We start from the raw sequence: 15,693 nt of genomic DNA on the forward strand, positions 1-15,693 counted from the left end.
GGGCCTGATGGAAATGACACAAACGAAATCGCCTATTTTAACCATCCATAACCTTGTCATCAAATTTACTCTTCGTGGTAGAGTGCTAACGGCTATTCGAAATATTTCTCTTGATTTATATAAAGGTGAAAGTCTGGCGATTGTTGGCGAATCTGGTTCAGGAAAATCCGTTCTAATGAAGTCAATCATGGGCTTGCTCGATAAAAATGGCTACATTGATCAGGGACAGATTATCTATAATCATCACAATATAGCACAGTTTAAAACCGAACGGGAGTGGCTAAGCATCCGAGGAAAAGAAATAGCCATGGTTACGCAAGATCCAATGACATCATTAAATCCACTTAAAACGATTGGTAAGCAAATTGAGGAATGCGTGAATTTACATCAACGTTTAAAGGGGAAAGCTGCATACGAAGAAACCTTAAAATTGTTAAAAGATGTAGGTATTCACGATGTGGAAAAACGCTATAAGCAATACCCTCACGAATTTTCCGGAGGCATGCGTCAACGAATCGTCATCGCAATTGCGCTAGCATGTAAGCCCCAAATTTTAATTTGTGATGAACCAACAACTGCATTAGATGTAACAATTCAAGCACAAATTTTACAGCTTTTAAAAAATCTTCAACAAAAATATGGACTCACAACCGTTTATATAACGCATGATTTAGGCGTTGTAGCGAAGGTTGCCGATCGTATTGCAGTCATGTATGCAGGTGATGTCATCGAAGTGGGTAAGACACATGAAATATTCTTTAATGGCAAGCATCCCTACACTTGGGCACTTATTTCATCATTGCCGCAACTAGGGTCAAAAGGGGAGCAGCTTTTTTCTATCAAAGGTACTCCACCAAATCTTTTTCAAGAGATTAAAGGAGATGCTTTTGCACCTCGCAATCAATATGCGTTAAAGATTGATTTTGTCGAGCGTCCTCCATTTTTTAAGGTGAGTGACACACATTATGCTCGTACATGGCTATTAGATCCACTCGCTCCAAAAGTAGAGCCTCCTGAAGCACTACAAGCTTTTTTTGCGGAAGGGAGACGATTCGCGCATGAATCATAGAGATGTATTAGTAGAAGTTAAAAATTTAAAGGTTGTTTTTGGTAAAGGCAAACATAAATTTACAGCTATTGATGATGTTAGCTTCGATATTTTTAAAGGCGAAACATTTGGTTTAGTAGGTGAATCAGGTTCTGGGAAAACAACAATTGGTCGAGCGATTATGCGCATCAATGAAGTGACCGAAGGGCAAATTCTGTATCACGGTAAGAAACTAAATGGCAAAATATCGAGAGAGTGGGATCGAGAAATCACTCAGAAAATCCAAATGATTTTTCAAGATCCTATGGCATCATTAAATGAACGCGCTAAAGTAGACTATATTATTTCAGAGGGTCTTATTAATACAAAAAACTTTGAAAATGAGGCTGAGCGTCAGCAAAAGGTACGAAATGCACTATTAAATGTAGGATTACTACCGGAGTTTTCTAGTCGCTTCCCACATGAATTTTCAGGAGGGCAACGTCAGCGTATCGGCATTGCACGTGCTCTAGTAATGGAGCCAGAATTTATTATTGCGGATGAACCAATTTCCGCATTAGACGTATCCATTCGTGCACAAGTATTAAATTTATTAGCAAAGCTACAGCAGCAAAATGATTTAACGTATTTATTCATTGCGCATGACTTATCAGTCGTCCGATTTATTACGGACAGAACGGCTGTTATTTATAAAGGTAAAATCGTAGAGCTAGCGGAAACAGAAAAGCTGTTTGCTCATCCTGTTCACCCCTATACAAGGGCATTATTGTCGGCAGTACCTGAGCCGAATCCTTATAAGGAGCGTGATAAAGTCGTAGAAATCTATGATCCTTCACAGCACCGCTATGATATTCAACCACCGTCATTTTACGAAATAGAGGAAGGTCATTTTGTATTGGCAAATGAAGAGGAATTGGAAAGATACCGAACTTCACTAAAAACGGAGGTGCGTAAATGATTTCTCCAAAGGCATTGAAAAAAGGTGACACAATTGGTCTTATTAGTGCTTCGGGTGCAACACCACCTGAAAAATTTCTCCCAGCAGTTAAAAGCATTGAAAAGCTAGGTTTTAAGGTTGTTACGGGGGAAACTTGCAGGGCAAGACATGGCTACTTAGCAGGCTCTGATGAACTAAGAGCCGCTGATGTGAATCAAATGTTTAGGGACACTAATATTGACGGCATCTTCTGTATACGTGGAGGTTATGGAGCGACGAAAATATTGCCGCTTCTGGATTTCGATATGATCAAGGCAAACCCAAAAGTATTTGCTGGCTATAGCGATGTGACGGCATTACATATCGCTTTTAATCAAAAATGTGGCTTTGTCACATATCATACACCAATGCCCTCTACAGAATTTATTCGATCAGAGATGGATCCATATACTTGGAATTCCTTTATTAAAAGTGTAACGGCAACAGAACGTTTAGACTACGGCCTTGAAAATCCACCAGGACGGACAATGACAACGCTTGTAGATGGAAAAGCGACAGGGCAACTTATTGGTGGGAACTTAACACTAGTGACCGCATCTCTTGGGACACCTTATGAAATTGAAACAAAGGGCAAAATATTATTTTTAGAAGATGTAGACGAGAGTGAGCAACGCGTTGATCGAATGCTTACGCAGCTAAAATTAGCAGGCAAACTAGATGATGTGGCAGGTATTTTATTAGGAGCATGGACAAATTGCGGCCCTGAAAGTCCAAAACATCCAGAGCATAGCCTATCCCTACAAACTATTTTTCAAGAAATTTTAGGTCCACTCCATAAACCTATCATCAAGGACATAGCTTGTGGTCACTGTTTACCAACGATGTCACTGCCACTAGGTCGAACTATAACGATGGACACAGAGAATCAGACGATAAAAGTTATAGAGTAGGTGAAATATGAGGCAAACAATCACACAGCTTCTTCAAAAAGCTCCCTATCATGTGCGTATGTATGTGAAAGATTGTAAAACGGAACAATTTTTCATTCGTGAGAAACTAGAAGAAACGTTTTCTAGTGCTAGCTTAATCAAGGTGCCTATATTGCTTGCTGTTTTGAACTATTTAGAAAGTACCAACCAATCTTTAGAGCAAGAGGTTAACATAGCACCGGAAGAATGGGTTGATTTTAGCATTATTAGTGAGCAGCGTTTAGAGCAAAGCACCATCTATGAGCTTTTAGTATGGATGATTATTACGAGTGATAATACAGCAGCAAATGTACTAATCGATTTTCTAGGAATGGATGCACTCAATCAATACTTTCGTCAAATTGGGCTTGTGCAAACAACCATTCAACGTAAGATGATGGATGTTGAAAGGCTTGCACAAGGCTTTGATAATACAACGACTGCAAGTGATATGGCACAGCTATTTACTCGAATTTATCGCAGGGACTTATTATCACCAACATTTAGTGAGCTAACGATAGATATTTTAAGGCGTCAACGTATTCACGAATCATTAACGCGTTATTTAGTAGATGATGTGAAGATTGCTCATAAAACAGGTGGTCTTGAAACAGTAGATCATGATGCAGGGATTGTATACAGCAGCTCGGGGGATTATCTTATTGGCGTTTTCGTAACAGAGGTTACGAATAATGATCTTGCAAGGCAGCTAATTGGTCGTATTTCCAAAACTGTTTACGAGAGCTTGGTGAAGCGGAAGGAGTTGATAGAATGAATGCTATTGTGAAATCAATGATTGCCAATTTACATGCAAAGCCGGATGAAGCCTCCGAATTAGTGGATGAAGTACTATACGGAATGACGGTTCAAATCATGGAAGACATAGATGAGCGCTGGGTACGCATCCAAACCGCCTATCACTATGAAGGTTTTTGTCAAAAAGATAACTTCATCGTTGATAAAACAAAAACAGATACTTGGCGACAAGAAGCAAATCATTTTATTATCCAAAGCTTCGCTGATGTTTTGCAGCAACCTCGAATTCAGAGTGCGAAAATGATGACGCTCGTTAAAGGCTCCATCATCTGTTCAATCACTATTGACGAGCTAGATCCCAAATGGGCAGCAGTGCAATTAGTGTCGGGGGAGATTGGTTATGTACGTAAGAAATGGCTACAAGAAAAGATTCCAGAAAACAGCTTATCCGAGCAACAATTACGAGAAAATGTTGTCCAAACAGCGCTTAGCTATTTAGCAACACCCTATCGCTGGGGAGGAAAATCGCCGCTAGGTATTGATTGCTCGGGTTTATGTTCAATGGCCTATATGCTAAATGGGGTAACTATTTATCGGGATGCAAAAATCGTAGATGGATTTCCAATCAAGGAAATATCTTTAGAGCACATACAAAAGGGGGACTTATTATACTTCCCAGGACATATTGCCTTATATATAGGGGATCACCTTTATGTACATTCTTCGCTTGGTGGGAACGAGGTGACTATTAATAGTCTGGACGAACAGCATGAGCAATACCGAAAAGATTTGGCAACCACCATTACCGCTGTGGGCAGTTTATTCTGTAGGTATACACATTAATTTAAATTTATTCTTTTATAAGATAAAATCTCCATGTCCAAAATTGCACATGGAGATTTTTTTCATTAATATTTATAAATATTTAATTGTTGACCGGCTTCAATTCTATCAGATCGAAGCTGATTCCATTGTTTAATGGACGTAACTTTAACATTATGAGCCTCTGCAATATGCATAAGAGAGTCACCATCAGCTACGGTAATTGTCTTTTTATCTTTGACGGGGCTGTCATACTGTTGTAAATCATACTTTGCTATTACTGCATTAAGTTTTTCGTTGTATTGTGAATCTGTTGCATAGGAGCCTGTTAAAAACTTCGTAGCATCTGTATAGGACTTCGTATTGCTTTTAAAAACGCCTGCATAGAAATTTTTGTTCCATGAAACCCCATTACGCATTAATTTCACATAATCTTGAATGGAAGCTTCATAGGAAGGATATTTGCGAAATTCAGCCATTACCCTTGTCATGTTACCCGAACCATCATCTTCAGATGTTTCCAATGTAACGGAGTTATTTTGGTAACTACCTTTCATACCAAATAAATTATTATTTGGAGCAGATCCAAGACCACTTTGTCCATGTTCACTTTCTAAAACGGCTTGCGCAATGATAATTGATGCGTACAAATCATTTTCGGCACCTTGCTTCCGAGCAATTTCAGCGATAGAGCCAATGAACTCTTCTACACTAGGATTTTCAACAACATTCTCAGGCTCTACATTCTCATTCGTATTGAATAGTTGCGTCACCATAAAAAACGAAATACAGATAACAATAACAGCAATCATAAGGCCTTTAAAAAAATTAATGATGTATTTCATTGTTGATTGATGTTGGGTATAACAACATCTTCCTCCTTTCTTATTTCCATAACGAAGTTCATATTAAGAGTTTTATATAGAAAAAAAGTCAGTTTACTTTTATAGAGTACATCATAAATAGAACGAAAAATCCTTTATTTAGTTCCTTAATTACCAGCACCTTTTAGAAATAAAAGGTCATTAAAATAGCAATAGCTACTCAAAAAAACAAAAAAATGAGATATTAACATTGATGAGGCTATACATTTTGAAGGGACCTTTATTGAATAATAGTTTTATTATTCAATAAAGGAATACGATTTTCTATGGAAATTATGAGGCAAATAGAGTAGAGCGTCAAGAGGACCAAAGTTATGATGTAGAACAAAAAAATAAGTTTGAAATGACTTTAGTTAGTGAAAAATAAAAAGGAACATAGTGAATCTAAAAAAAGAGATAGTTCTAGACCTACAATGTTTAACGTATATGAAATGAAGAGGGTTAAAATAGTAGTTTATTTCTATATTCAAACATTAAGTTAATATACATAGTACGTTCTCAAAAAATCAAGAAATGCGGGTAAAGGGTTTAGTTGATTGTAGTGTAGGAAAAGCTTTGCTCTGTTCGAAAGCGAAGCGACAGCAACACTGTTTTATCTGCGCGAAAGCGAAGCGACAGCAACAAATGTTTTCTGTAGCGAAAGCGAAGCGACAGCAACAAATGTTTTCTGTAGCGAAAGCGAAGCGACAGCAACAAAGCGCCCAGTGGGATCGGAAATCAACCACTCGATTTGCCGAAGAACCATTTAGTCGGTGAATAATGATAGTAATACGATGTCTCTCTAAAAAAGGAGCTTATACAATGATAGCATTTGACCATGTCACAAAAAAATATGTAAATGACCAAGTCGCAGTGAAATCTATTAATTTAGAGATCAACAAAGGAGAATTTTTTGTTCTTATTGGACCTAGCGGCTGTGGAAAAACAACATTATTAAAGATGATTAATCGTTTAATTCCTTTAACAGAAGGAACCATCCGAATTAATGGTAAAAGAATTAGCGATTACAACATTCATGAGTTGCGATGGAATATCGGCTATGTTCTTCAACAAATTGCACTTTTTCCCCATATGTCGATTGAAGAAAATATAGCTGTTGTTCCTGAATTGAAGAAATGGAGTAAACCTCAAATCCAGCAAAGAGTGCGTGAACTATTAGATATGGTTGGACTTGAACCGGATAAATATAGTCAGCGCAAGCCCAAAGAGCTTTCTGGTGGTGAGCAACAAAGGGTAGGTGTTGTTCGTGCTTTAGCGGCTGATCCCGAAATCATTTTAATGGATGAGCCTTTTAGTGCTTTAGATCCGATTAGCCGTACAAAATTACAAGATGATCTTCTTGAGCTTCAGCAAACGATACAAAAAACAATCGTTTTTGTTTCGCACGATATGCAGGAGGCCATAAAATTAGGTGATAGAATATGTGTAATGAAGGATGGAGAGATTGTACAGATTGGTACTCCACATGAAATCCTACAAAATCCCGTTAATGCTTTTGTTCGCGAATTTGTTGGGATAAAGGAGTATGAGATAAATAATTTCCATATCCAAACGGTAATTGAACCAATTGCTGATGAGGCTATTCAGAGCAATCAAGAGAACACTATTTCTTACAAAGATTCTTTACAAACCATTCTACAAAAATTAGCTCTTTATGAATTTTTAGTTGTGGAAGATAAAGGGAAAATAATTGGTGTTGTCACAAGAGCATCTATGCTTCTGTATTTAGCGCAAGATTCCCTAGAAAGAGGTAATCAAAATGGCTAATTTTATTGAAGTGTTTAGTGAACGAAAAGGCCAACTGTTGGCATCTTTATTAGAGCATATTCAAATTTCCTTTATTGCACTATTCCTTGCAGTAGTCATTGCTATTCCTCTAGGCATCTATTTAACAAATAAAAAGAAAATAGCAGAAAGTATCATTGGTATTAGTGCGATTTTACAAACAATCCCTTCATTAGCATTATTAGGGTTGTTGATTCCGTTGTTTGGCATCGGCAAAGTACCTGCAATTATTGCCTTAGTTGTTTATGCACTCCTCCCGATTTTACGTAATACATTTACTGGGATAAATGAAGTAGATCCGTCTTTAAAAGAGGCAGCGATGGCTATGGGGATGAATACGCGAAAGCGATTAGTGAAAGTAGAATTGCCTCTTGCTATGCCTGTTATTATGGCGGGAATTAGAACAGCCATGGTATTAATCGTTGGAACGGCAACTTTAGCAGCATTAATCGGGGCGGGAGGATTAGGGGATATCATTTTACTTGGTATTGATCGAAATAATACAGCTCTTATAATTTTAGGTGCTGTTCCTGCAGCGTTTTTAGCATTGGTGTTCGACTTCTTACTGAAAAAGCTAGAATCACTTTCCTTTAAAAGCACGTTTACGGCATTGAGTATGCTAAGTGTTGTGGCCGTATTAATGATTATCTTCCCGCTACTAAACTTCAAAGAGAAAGAAGAAATTGTCATTGCAGGGAAGCTTGGCGCTGAGCCTGAAATTCTAATCAATATGTATAAATTGCTTATTGAAAATGAAACAGACTTAAAGGTGCAATTAAAACCTGGGCTTGGTAAGACCTCATTCGTATTCAATGCACTTAAATCTGGTAGCATCGATATATATCCAGAATTTACTGGAACGGCAATTTCAGAGTTTTTAAAAGAGGAAGCCATCAATAATAATCAGGAAGATGTTTATAATCAGGCAAAAGAAGGAATGAAGAAAAAGTTTGGCATGGTGATGCTTAGTCCGATGAAATATAACAATACGTATACACTGGCAGTATCAAAGCAAATGGCTGAAACCTACCATTTGAAAACAATCTCTGACATTAAACCTATTCAAGAAACGATCAAAGCCGGTTTCACATTGGAATTTAATGATCGAGAAGATGGTTATTTAGGAATTCAAAAGCGTTATGGTATTATACTTTCCAACATAACAACGATGGAGCCAAAGCTTAGATATCAGGCGATCGAATCAGGAAATATTGATGTATTAGACGCTTATTCAACAGATAGTGAAATCAGACAATATCATCTACAAGTTTTGGAGGATGATCAGCAACTATTTCCGCCGTATCAAGGCGCTCCTTTACTAAGAAAAGAGACATTAGAGAAATATCCTGAGGTTAAAACTGCCTTAAATAAGCTGGCAAATCAAATAACAGATGATGAGATGCGTGAAATGAATTATCAAGTAAATGTTAAAGGTCAAAATATAGAGGACGTGGCACGCGAATATTTAATAAAGGCAGAATTGTTGTAAGACGAAAATAATATGATACAAATAGCTAGAAAAGAGATGAATATCTTTTATCTAGCTTTTTTGTTACGTTTTTATCACAGATTTTGAAACGGGTGGTGATGTGATAGCGCTATGTTTATCCGTGAACGCGTGACGCAGCTACAAATCGTCAAGGTGAAAATACGAGATTAACATACGACTATTTTCATAGGTATATGTTACTTATTTTCTGACAACGAATAGCTGTACATTTTTTTTAGTTCAATTTTAATTATTATTCTATGAAAATAACTTAACAAAGATTGGAAATGAAAAATAATGGAAATTGAAAAATAAGATTGAATTATTCAATAAACAATATTTGGATGGTCATTACTTCAATAGTACAATTTCTTCCAGGGTAAGTTGTTTCGGAGCTAAATGTGGATTAAAATGGATATCAGCTCGAAAAAATTGCCTTTATATTCTGATTTTAGAGTTGAGCTAAAAATTTTTAAGATACACCTTGGAGGAAAATATGAAAAAGAGTTTATTTTTAATGTCTTCGCTAATTTTATCAACTTCAATTATTCTTGGAGGTTGTGGTAAAAGCGCGGATGAAACAAAAAAAGACGATGAACCGAAGAAAACACAGGAGGAAAAAGGACAGGCGAAAGATAAAGATAAAGTCGAAAAGGAAGAATCTAAAAAAGATCAAGAATCCATTAAAGGTTCAGCAGACTTTGCTTCTTTAATTTCATATATGGAAAAGGAAACTCAAGGGAAAACGAAAGTCCTTTTTGAAAATAATGAATCGCAAGTACATAAAATGGAGAAGGTCTCAATTTCGCTTGATGCCTATTCCGTTGTAGAATTAAAGGATTTCCACACAGATTTTAATATTCCATTTGGAGAACAAACTAACGGCGGTGTTATTTTAGCTAAATATACAGTGAAGAATGATATGGATAAAGATGTTTATTATATGCCTAGTTTAGATCTTACATTTACAGGTGCAAATAAAATTTATACGAATGACAAGGATTTAATTCCGGAAGAAAGTCAATTACCAACAAAACTAGGCTACAAGACTGATTATTTGTTAAAAGCAGGTGAAGAGATAACGGGGTATATCGCTTATCCATTCGGTGAAACAGATTTAGCAAAAATCAATGAATTAGGAACAGTAACGGTAGAGGTTCCAAAACCGTATACTGAAAAAGAAAATTATAGCTCTACGCTCGGTTCAGATGGAAGATTTAATCTTGCTTTAAATAGGGATGGTTCGAAAAAAGTAGCAAGTGATTCGTCATTTTATCAAGATAAAGTAACATTGGACAATATGGGTGAAAAGAAGATGTTGAAAGAAAAAAGCGACATCAATGAAAGTAAGAAAATAGGAGATGTAAATGCTATTCTAGAAGGGTACCAGTTTACACAATTCACACCTAATGAGGTGGAAGCTCCTCGTTTCTCTAATTTCACGAACGGTGTCACTTTATTAACAGTGAAATTTAAGCTAGAAAATAAAGCGACAAGTGAAATTGGCTTATCTGCGATGACTTCGAAGTTATCAGTTAACGATGGCATGCAATATTCATTAAGCGAGGGTATGCTATTAAATTACAAGTATAATGACGTCATTAAAGCTGGCGAAACTGGCGAGCTATTACAAGTATTTGCTTTAGATCAAGAACAATATGAGAAAATATGGAAAGATAAAAGCTTTGAAGTTGAATTAGGTCCTATTCGAGATAAAGATGTAAAGGATACTTCAAAAGGTAAAAAAGAAACGTTTACTTTACCTAAATAAATGGCAGGAGCCCTCTCACAATTTGAGAGGGCTTAATTTAATTTACCATCCTTTTAGCCCTAATCCTTTGCGATGGGACGATTCTAGCATCACGAGTTTTTCCTCCCATTCAGTACATTTCTTCTCCCAATAATGGAAAGGAAGGATAGTAGGGTCAATTTTTCGCAATTTAGTCCTTAATTGATGAGGGATGGCTAGTATTTCATCACTAAACTTCATTTCCTCTTTATCTCGAAAATTATTATAGTATTTCACAATTTTATTGACGAAACGTTTATAGACCTCCAATGAATGACAAAAAGCCTCTATTGATGAATTTACATAGATGCTTTCTAAGTTTTCAAAATGGCTATAGTCAATTAAAAAAATTTCATCACTAGTGTTACTGAGTGCAAAATATTCATGATCGGTATGCTCTTTCAACAGATAGAAATCCTCAAACAGTAAATAATTCGGTAGTTTATTGATAATATCTGCATAGTACCAATCGCTTTCAAGTTTCTTTAAAGGTTCCTCCTCACCAGCTTGTTCTAAATATGATATTTCTGCTTTTAATTTCGTTTCTAAAAGTGAGTAATAACTTCTCAAAAAACCTTTTGTTATCGATAAAAATTTATATTTCTTACGAAACTTTTCAAAGTCATCTCCAATATTTTTTACTAAAAAATCAATTGAAGTTTGAGAGATTCCTTTCTGGTCCATTTGCAAGATCGCTCTGTATGTAGGTAAAGAATCCAATTGTATAGCCTTCCTTTCAAAGTTATTGGTGATGGGCTAATATTATTATACTGAATTTAGTCTGCTATATATAAAGATAAAATAAATAACGATTGCCTTATATATTTAATATAATTGACGCTATCAATGAAGACCTATACAATAAAAAAGACCGTCCGGACGGTTTTTTTATTGTATAAGGAGGCAATTGTGTGTCATCAAAAGCAGATTTAAAACGATTACATATTATTGAAGCGGCGATTCAGTATTTAAAAGACAATGATTTAAGCACGTTAACCTTAGATAAAGTTGCTGATAGGGCGAACATTAGTAAAGGTGGTTTATTGTATCATTTTAAAACGAAGGATGCACTTCAATCAGCAATCGCTGAAACGATTTTAAACGATGTTGTACAATTTTATGAGCATCAAGCAAGTCTTGAGCAAGGGAAAGGTAGATTAACGAGAGCGTTTATTTTAGCTTCCCAAAAAGATCTAGCAAATGGGGGATCCTTAAATATTGCGGTTCAACTATTGCAAAATGACCACTCATCCATCTCGGCCGTTTATGAATGTTTACTAGAGGAATTGTTTCAGGATGGCTTGGACGTTTCCGTTGTTCATCTAATTCGCTTAACGATTGATGGATTGTATTATTCAAAACTGCTAAATATCGCACCGATTTCCGCTAAGGAAACAGAAGGTGTCTTTGAACAATTAATGCATATGACAAGGAAGGACTAACCTACATGAGTGCTTTTGGTTTTTTATTCATTTCCATTATTTCAGAGGTTTTTGCTAGCTCGATGCTAAAACTTACAAATGGCTTTAAACGAATACTACCATCAATAGGTGTAGTGCTTGGATATGGAACAGCTTTTTATTTTCTATCCTTAACATTGCAATCTCTCGCAATTGGTACAGCCTATGCAATATGGGCAGGAGTTGGGACGGCACTGACTGCGATAGTTGGTGTGGTCTTTTATAAGGAATTATTCAATCTAAAAAAGCTGATGGGTATTTTATTTATTATTGTCGGTGTCATTATATTAAACCTTGCTGGTAGCGGACATTAAGGAGGAATTTGTCAATGAAGGGTTATTTATTTTTAGCGTTATCCATTGTCAGTGAAGTATTTGCAACAACGATGCTTAAGTTTTCAGAAGCATTTACAATACTTGGACCCTCGATAGCTGTCGCATTCGGATATGGCATTTCGTTTTACTCATTATCCCTATGCTTAAAAACGCTACCATTAAGTCTTGCTTACGCCGTTTGGTCAGGTATAGGTACAGCATTAACGGTCATTGTTGGAATCGTTGTCTGGGGAGATATGTTTAATCTATATTCAGCAATCGGAATTACACTAATTATTGGTGGTGTTATTCTTCTAAATCAGGGAGATCAACATGATGCGACTACATAGGCAAACGTTCATTTTTGGACGTTTGCTTTTTTAAATCCTGTAATTGAAATAGCTCTTTACTTAGTCTCCCCATTCATTTAAAAACCAATTTTATAGTGATTCTTTTCGAAAAAAGTCGTCATATTCCTAATGGCTACATATTATAGCGAGAAGGTGTTAAATACTTTTGTACTTGTGTTTATGGATCGCTCAATGAGGAGGGCTGGGGAAATGAATAAGGAACATAAAAAAAACCATTTTCTATGTGAAGCGCTCTATGATATAAAAGCACTCCAGGATATGATAAAGGATTTTCATTCTAAATATTTTGGTCAGCTGCTTGTGAAAATAGCGGGAAGTGATACAATTCCCTTTTTTTTAATAACACACAACGGTACACATTTAAGGTTAATGGATACTGTAAAGCAGTTTGAAACAGAGTTTTTTCGCATAGAGGCCATTGATAGAGAAAGTTGTCGAGGAACTGTGTCGCTTTTGCGAGCCTATGATTATGAAGGACATGATACGAATTTGATAGCAGAGGTTGTCCGATTAGAGCGAACATCCTCAGAAAAATCCATTGAATTAAGTGGGATATCTGCGATTCAGTTATTAAAGCCTGACATGTTAAAAGGGAAATTTATCATTGAACCTAAATGGTGATGCAATAGTAACCTACTAAAATAACAAAAAAATTAGAGCATCTGTCTAGGTGCAAGTTGTTTTCATTGAATTTATTAGAGAGAGAATCCTATGAAAGGAAGAGATTAATGAATGACAATTATCGGAATGTTACATCATCGTCTAGATCCTCGAACAGTTATTAAGTCATATGCATATGCGGCCGTTGCAAAAGCAGAGGGGGCTCAGTTTTTTTACTTTACACCAAGAAGCGTTGATTTTGATAAACGTTCCATAAGAGGTAAGGTATATGAAAATGGAGATTGGCATGAAAAAATGATGCCATTCCCAGATGTTATATATAATGCAGGGAGTCCAGAAAAATTATCGGTATCAAAGGACATTATTGAGAAGTTGAAGAAGGAAATACCTTTTACAACGTATTCTATAGGGAATAAATGGAACGTTATGAGGAGACTGAAAGAAGCAAAGGAATTTGAGAAGTATTTAATTCCCTCTGAAGTTGTGGAAAATGTTGATTTACTCCATAATTTTATGGCTTATTATAAAAAAGTCGTATTTAAACCGATAGATGGACGGAAGGGAAAAGGGATTTATTTTATTTCGAAATCAGGTAGAACTAACTTTGAGGTAAAGAAGGATAGGGAAACTACTGTTTATTCAAAGTCACAGTTAGATGAATTAATTAAAGGGCAACTTTCAACAGGTACTTATATCGTGCAGCCTTATATCCAATCCAAAACAAAATCAGGTCAAATATATGATTTTCGTCTTCATGTTCAAAAAAATGGTGAGGGTGAATGGGTGATCACGACGATTTATCCACGAATTGCACCAAATGGCTCGATTATACCGAATATTAACAATGGTGGTTTTACGAATTATTTAGATCCTTTTTTAGAGCAGGAATTTAAAGAAGAAGCTTATGATATTCGTCGGATGTTAGAGCATTTTTCCTTGTCACTAGCACGACATTTAGATGAAATTCAGATGCTGCAATTTGGAGAAGTTATTGATGAAATTGGCATTGATATCGGTTTAGATGATCAAAGGAAAATTTGGATGTATGAAGTAAACTGGCGACCAGGTTGCCCTCCTGCTTTTTATTTAGAATTAGATGTGGTGATCAATACGATCAGGTATGCAATGTACCTTGCTAACAACCAGAAACAAATTAAAAGGGAAATTAGGCAACTAAAGAAAAATAAAGGTATAAGTGAAGTGAAAAGCGAAATTACACAGCAAGAGGACAACGAGGATAAAACTGAAATTAAAAGAGAAATTATGCCACAGCAGGTAAATAAGGATACAGTCGAAGAAAAGCCTTTACCGATTATCGCCATTACCGGTAGCGCTGGAAAAACGACATCCAAAGCTTTTCTTGCTTCCGTTTTATCAGAAAAATGGAATATCTTTGAGTCAAAAGATTATTGGAATACAACAGAACATACGAAAAAACATAAAGAAGAAATTAATGCTTCACACGAGGCTGTTGTGCTTGAGTACGGAATGGCTTATCCAGGTATCATAACAAATCACTGTAGCATTATCCAACCGAATATTAGTATTATTACAAATATCGGTTTAGCTCATGTGGGCAACTTTGAGGGAGATATTAAAGGGGTTGCCAAGGCAAAATCGGAATTAATCCATGGAATGGACCAAAACGGTTTATTAATCCTAAATAAGGATGATGAGAATTCAAAATATTTAGAGACACAGCAGTTTAAAGGAAAAATCATAACAGTAGGTATTCATTCCGCAGCAGACTATAAAGCATATGATATTCAATATAAAGACATCGGTATGACGTTTAAAATTAAGCTACAAGGCCAGGAAATGGCCATGTATATCCCAATTTTGGGAGAACATCATGTTTACAATGCGCTGAATGCCGTTGCGGTGGCAGATTTTTTAGGATTTAGTCCAACAGATATTAAAGCGGGGTTAAATTTCAAAAAACCACCTAGAAGATTAACCATTTATAACTGCCGTGATGACATTACGGTCATTGATGATACCGTTCACTCTCATCCTCAGGGCGTACGTGCTGCGATCGATGTTCTTACTAATATTGCGAAGCAACGTAAAGTGGCAATTATTGGTCAAATGCGAGAATTAGGGAATTTGAGAGAAGAGGAATATCGTAAACTGGGTGAATACATTTATGAGCAAGACATTGATCTATTCATCACCTATGGTTTCAGAACGGAGGAAATAGGAGCGGCAGCGAAGGCAAAAGGGATGGATCCTTCTAAAATTTATCATTTCCTCGATAAGGAAAAATTGCATGCTCTCTTAGAGAAAGTCATAAAACCGCACGACACCATTTTAGTAAAGGGTGCTAGTAAAACGAATATGTTTGAAACGGTTAAATTTTTAGATCAACGTTTTAAAGAGTAAATAAAAAAGCCCGAGTAATTGACCTTATAAAAGGAGACAATTATTCGGGATATTTTTTGTAGGACAG

16 protein-coding genes are annotated in these 15,693 nt (G+C 36.1%); 14 read left to right on the forward strand and 2 right to left on the reverse strand.

From position 1 onward, the window contains the following. The first annotated feature begins 13 nt into the window (after nucleotides 1–13). Genes MOK21_RS01145 through MOK21_RS01165 form a run of 5 tightly spaced genes read left to right on the forward strand, consistent with a single transcriptional unit; the run spans nucleotide 14 to nucleotide 4,552 of the window. Complete coding sequence (locus tag MOK21_RS01145) at nucleotides 14–1,069, forward strand: ABC transporter ATP-binding protein (protein ID WP_249072021.1); 1,056 nt, start codon at nucleotides 14–16, stop codon at nucleotides 1,067–1,069. Then, nucleotides 1,059–2,006, forward strand: a complete 948-nt coding sequence (locus MOK21_RS01150; RefSeq protein WP_249072024.1) for an ATP-binding cassette domain-containing protein — start codon at nucleotides 1,059–1,061, stop codon at nucleotides 2,004–2,006. The genes MOK21_RS01145 and MOK21_RS01150 overlap by 11 nt, the downstream gene beginning before the upstream one ends. Beyond that, nucleotides 2,003–2,935, forward strand: coding sequence for a S66 peptidase family protein (locus MOK21_RS01155; protein WP_249072026.1), 933 nt, complete (start codon nucleotides 2,003–2,005; stop codon nucleotides 2,933–2,935). The genes MOK21_RS01150 and MOK21_RS01155 overlap by 4 nt, the downstream gene beginning before the upstream one ends. A gap of 7 nt (nucleotides 2,936–2,942) precedes the next feature. Continuing rightward, nucleotides 2,943–3,728 (forward strand): serine hydrolase, encoded by a 786-nt coding sequence (locus tag MOK21_RS01160; RefSeq protein WP_249072027.1) that lies wholly within the window; start codon nucleotides 2,943–2,945, stop codon nucleotides 3,726–3,728. Next, nucleotides 3,725–4,552 (forward strand): C40 family peptidase, encoded by an 828-nt coding sequence (locus MOK21_RS01165; protein WP_249072029.1) that lies wholly within the window; start codon nucleotides 3,725–3,727, stop codon nucleotides 4,550–4,552. The genes MOK21_RS01160 and MOK21_RS01165 overlap by 4 nt, the downstream gene beginning before the upstream one ends. Nucleotides 4,553–4,617: 65 nt before the next feature. Here MOK21_RS01165 and MOK21_RS01170 read toward each other — a convergent pair whose 3' ends face one another. Further along, nucleotides 4,618–5,343, reverse strand: coding sequence for a glucosaminidase domain-containing protein (locus MOK21_RS01170; protein ID WP_249072030.1), 726 nt, complete (start codon nucleotides 5,341–5,343; stop codon nucleotides 4,618–4,620). A 627-nt stretch (nucleotides 5,344–5,970) separates the two neighbouring features. Between MOK21_RS01170 and MOK21_RS01175 the strand changes: the two genes are divergently transcribed. The 4 genes from MOK21_RS01175 (at nucleotide 5,971) to MOK21_RS01190 (ending at nucleotide 10,460) form a co-directional block, all read left to right on the forward strand. Next, on the forward strand, nucleotides 5,971–6,171 hold the full coding sequence (locus tag MOK21_RS01175; protein WP_249072033.1) for a hypothetical protein: 201 nt from the start codon (nucleotides 5,971–5,973) through the stop codon (nucleotides 6,169–6,171). 45 nt (nucleotides 6,172–6,216) lie between these two features. Next, a complete protein-coding gene (locus MOK21_RS01180) occupies nucleotides 6,217–7,182 on the forward strand; it encodes an ABC transporter ATP-binding protein (RefSeq protein ID WP_249072036.1) in 966 nt (321 codons plus the stop codon). Beyond that, nucleotides 7,175–8,689 carry an ABC transporter permease/substrate-binding protein gene (locus MOK21_RS01185; RefSeq protein ID WP_249072038.1) on the forward strand — a complete coding sequence of 505 codons (1,515 nt, stop codon included), beginning with the start codon at nucleotides 7,175–7,177 and terminating at the stop codon, nucleotides 8,687–8,689. Before MOK21_RS01180 ends, MOK21_RS01185 begins: the two co-directional genes overlap by 8 nt. A 496-nt stretch (nucleotides 8,690–9,185) precedes the next feature. Further along, nucleotides 9,186–10,460 carry a DUF5068 domain-containing protein gene (locus MOK21_RS01190; RefSeq protein ID WP_249072040.1) on the forward strand — a complete coding sequence of 425 codons (1,275 nt, stop codon included), beginning with the start codon at nucleotides 9,186–9,188 and terminating at the stop codon, nucleotides 10,458–10,460. Between the two features lie 42 nt (nucleotides 10,461–10,502). On the opposite strand, the gene MOK21_RS01195 is transcribed toward MOK21_RS01190, so the two are convergent. Beyond that, nucleotides 10,503–11,198, reverse strand: a complete 696-nt coding sequence (locus MOK21_RS01195; protein ID WP_249072042.1) for an SUKH-4 family immunity protein — start codon at nucleotides 11,196–11,198, stop codon at nucleotides 10,503–10,505. 191 nt (nucleotides 11,199–11,389) lie between these two features. Here MOK21_RS01195 and MOK21_RS01200 point away from each other — a divergent pair, with 191 nt between their 5' ends. The 5 genes from MOK21_RS01200 to MOK21_RS01220 all read left to right on the forward strand — a co-directional run bounded on the left by MOK21_RS01200 (nucleotide 11,390) and on the right by MOK21_RS01220 (nucleotide 15,626). Next, nucleotides 11,390–11,920, forward strand: a complete 531-nt coding sequence (locus MOK21_RS01200; RefSeq protein WP_249072044.1) for a TetR/AcrR family transcriptional regulator — start codon at nucleotides 11,390–11,392, stop codon at nucleotides 11,918–11,920. A 5-nt stretch (nucleotides 11,921–11,925) separates the two neighbouring features. Beyond that, a complete protein-coding gene (locus tag MOK21_RS01205) occupies nucleotides 11,926–12,252 on the forward strand; it encodes a DMT family transporter (RefSeq protein ID WP_249072046.1) in 327 nt (108 codons plus the stop codon). A 14-nt stretch (nucleotides 12,253–12,266) separates the two neighbouring features. Next, nucleotides 12,267–12,602, forward strand: a complete 336-nt coding sequence (locus MOK21_RS01210; protein WP_249072048.1) for a DMT family transporter — start codon at nucleotides 12,267–12,269, stop codon at nucleotides 12,600–12,602. A gap of 210 nt (nucleotides 12,603–12,812) precedes the next feature. Then, complete coding sequence (locus MOK21_RS01215; RefSeq protein WP_249072051.1) at nucleotides 12,813–13,244, forward strand: CotY/CotZ family spore coat protein; 432 nt, start codon at nucleotides 12,813–12,815, stop codon at nucleotides 13,242–13,244. 111 nt (nucleotides 13,245–13,355) lie between these two features. Continuing rightward, the gene (locus MOK21_RS01220) at nucleotides 13,356–15,626 is read left to right on the forward strand and encodes a YheC/YheD family protein (RefSeq protein ID WP_249072053.1); all 2,271 of its coding nucleotides are present in this window, start codon (nucleotides 13,356–13,358) and stop codon (nucleotides 15,624–15,626) included. Nucleotides 15,627–15,693 lie beyond the last annotated feature (67 nt).

The sequence above is a fragment of the Lysinibacillus sp. BPa_S21 genome, assembly GCF_023337795.1.
Classification (GTDB): domain Bacteria; phylum Bacillota; class Bacilli; order Bacillales_A; family Planococcaceae; genus Lysinibacillus.

Bases quoted from the DNA above. Each gene is read 5' to 3' on its own strand.
- MOK21_RS01145 (WP_249072021.1), top strand. From the start codon at position 14: ATGACACAAACGAAATCGCCTATTTTAACCATCCATAACCTTGTCATC.
- MOK21_RS01150 (WP_249072024.1), top strand. From the start codon at position 1,059: ATGAATCATAGAGATGTATTAGTAGAAGTTAAAAATTTAAAGGTTGTT.
- MOK21_RS01155 (WP_249072026.1), top strand. From the start codon at position 2,003: ATGATTTCTCCAAAGGCATTGAAAAAAGGTGACACAATTGGTCTTATT.
- MOK21_RS01160 (WP_249072027.1), top strand. From the start codon at position 2,943: ATGAGGCAAACAATCACACAGCTTCTTCAAAAAGCTCCCTATCATGTG.
- MOK21_RS01165 (WP_249072029.1), top strand. From the start codon at position 3,725: ATGAATGCTATTGTGAAATCAATGATTGCCAATTTACATGCAAAGCCG.
- MOK21_RS01170 (WP_249072030.1), bottom strand. From the start codon at position 5,343: ATGATTGCTGTTATTGTTATCTGTATTTCGTTTTTTATGGTGACGCAA.
- MOK21_RS01180 (WP_249072036.1), top strand. From the start codon at position 6,217: ATGATAGCATTTGACCATGTCACAAAAAAATATGTAAATGACCAAGTC.
- MOK21_RS01185 (WP_249072038.1), top strand. From the start codon at position 7,175: ATGGCTAATTTTATTGAAGTGTTTAGTGAACGAAAAGGCCAACTGTTG.
- MOK21_RS01190 (WP_249072040.1), top strand. From the start codon at position 9,186: ATGAAAAAGAGTTTATTTTTAATGTCTTCGCTAATTTTATCAACTTCA.
- MOK21_RS01205 (WP_249072046.1), top strand. From the start codon at position 11,926: ATGAGTGCTTTTGGTTTTTTATTCATTTCCATTATTTCAGAGGTTTTT.
- MOK21_RS01210 (WP_249072048.1), top strand. From the start codon at position 12,267: ATGAAGGGTTATTTATTTTTAGCGTTATCCATTGTCAGTGAAGTATTT.
- MOK21_RS01215 (WP_249072051.1), top strand. From the start codon at position 12,813: ATGAATAAGGAACATAAAAAAAACCATTTTCTATGTGAAGCGCTCTAT.
- MOK21_RS01220 (WP_249072053.1), top strand. From the start codon at position 13,356: ATGACAATTATCGGAATGTTACATCATCGTCTAGATCCTCGAACAGTT.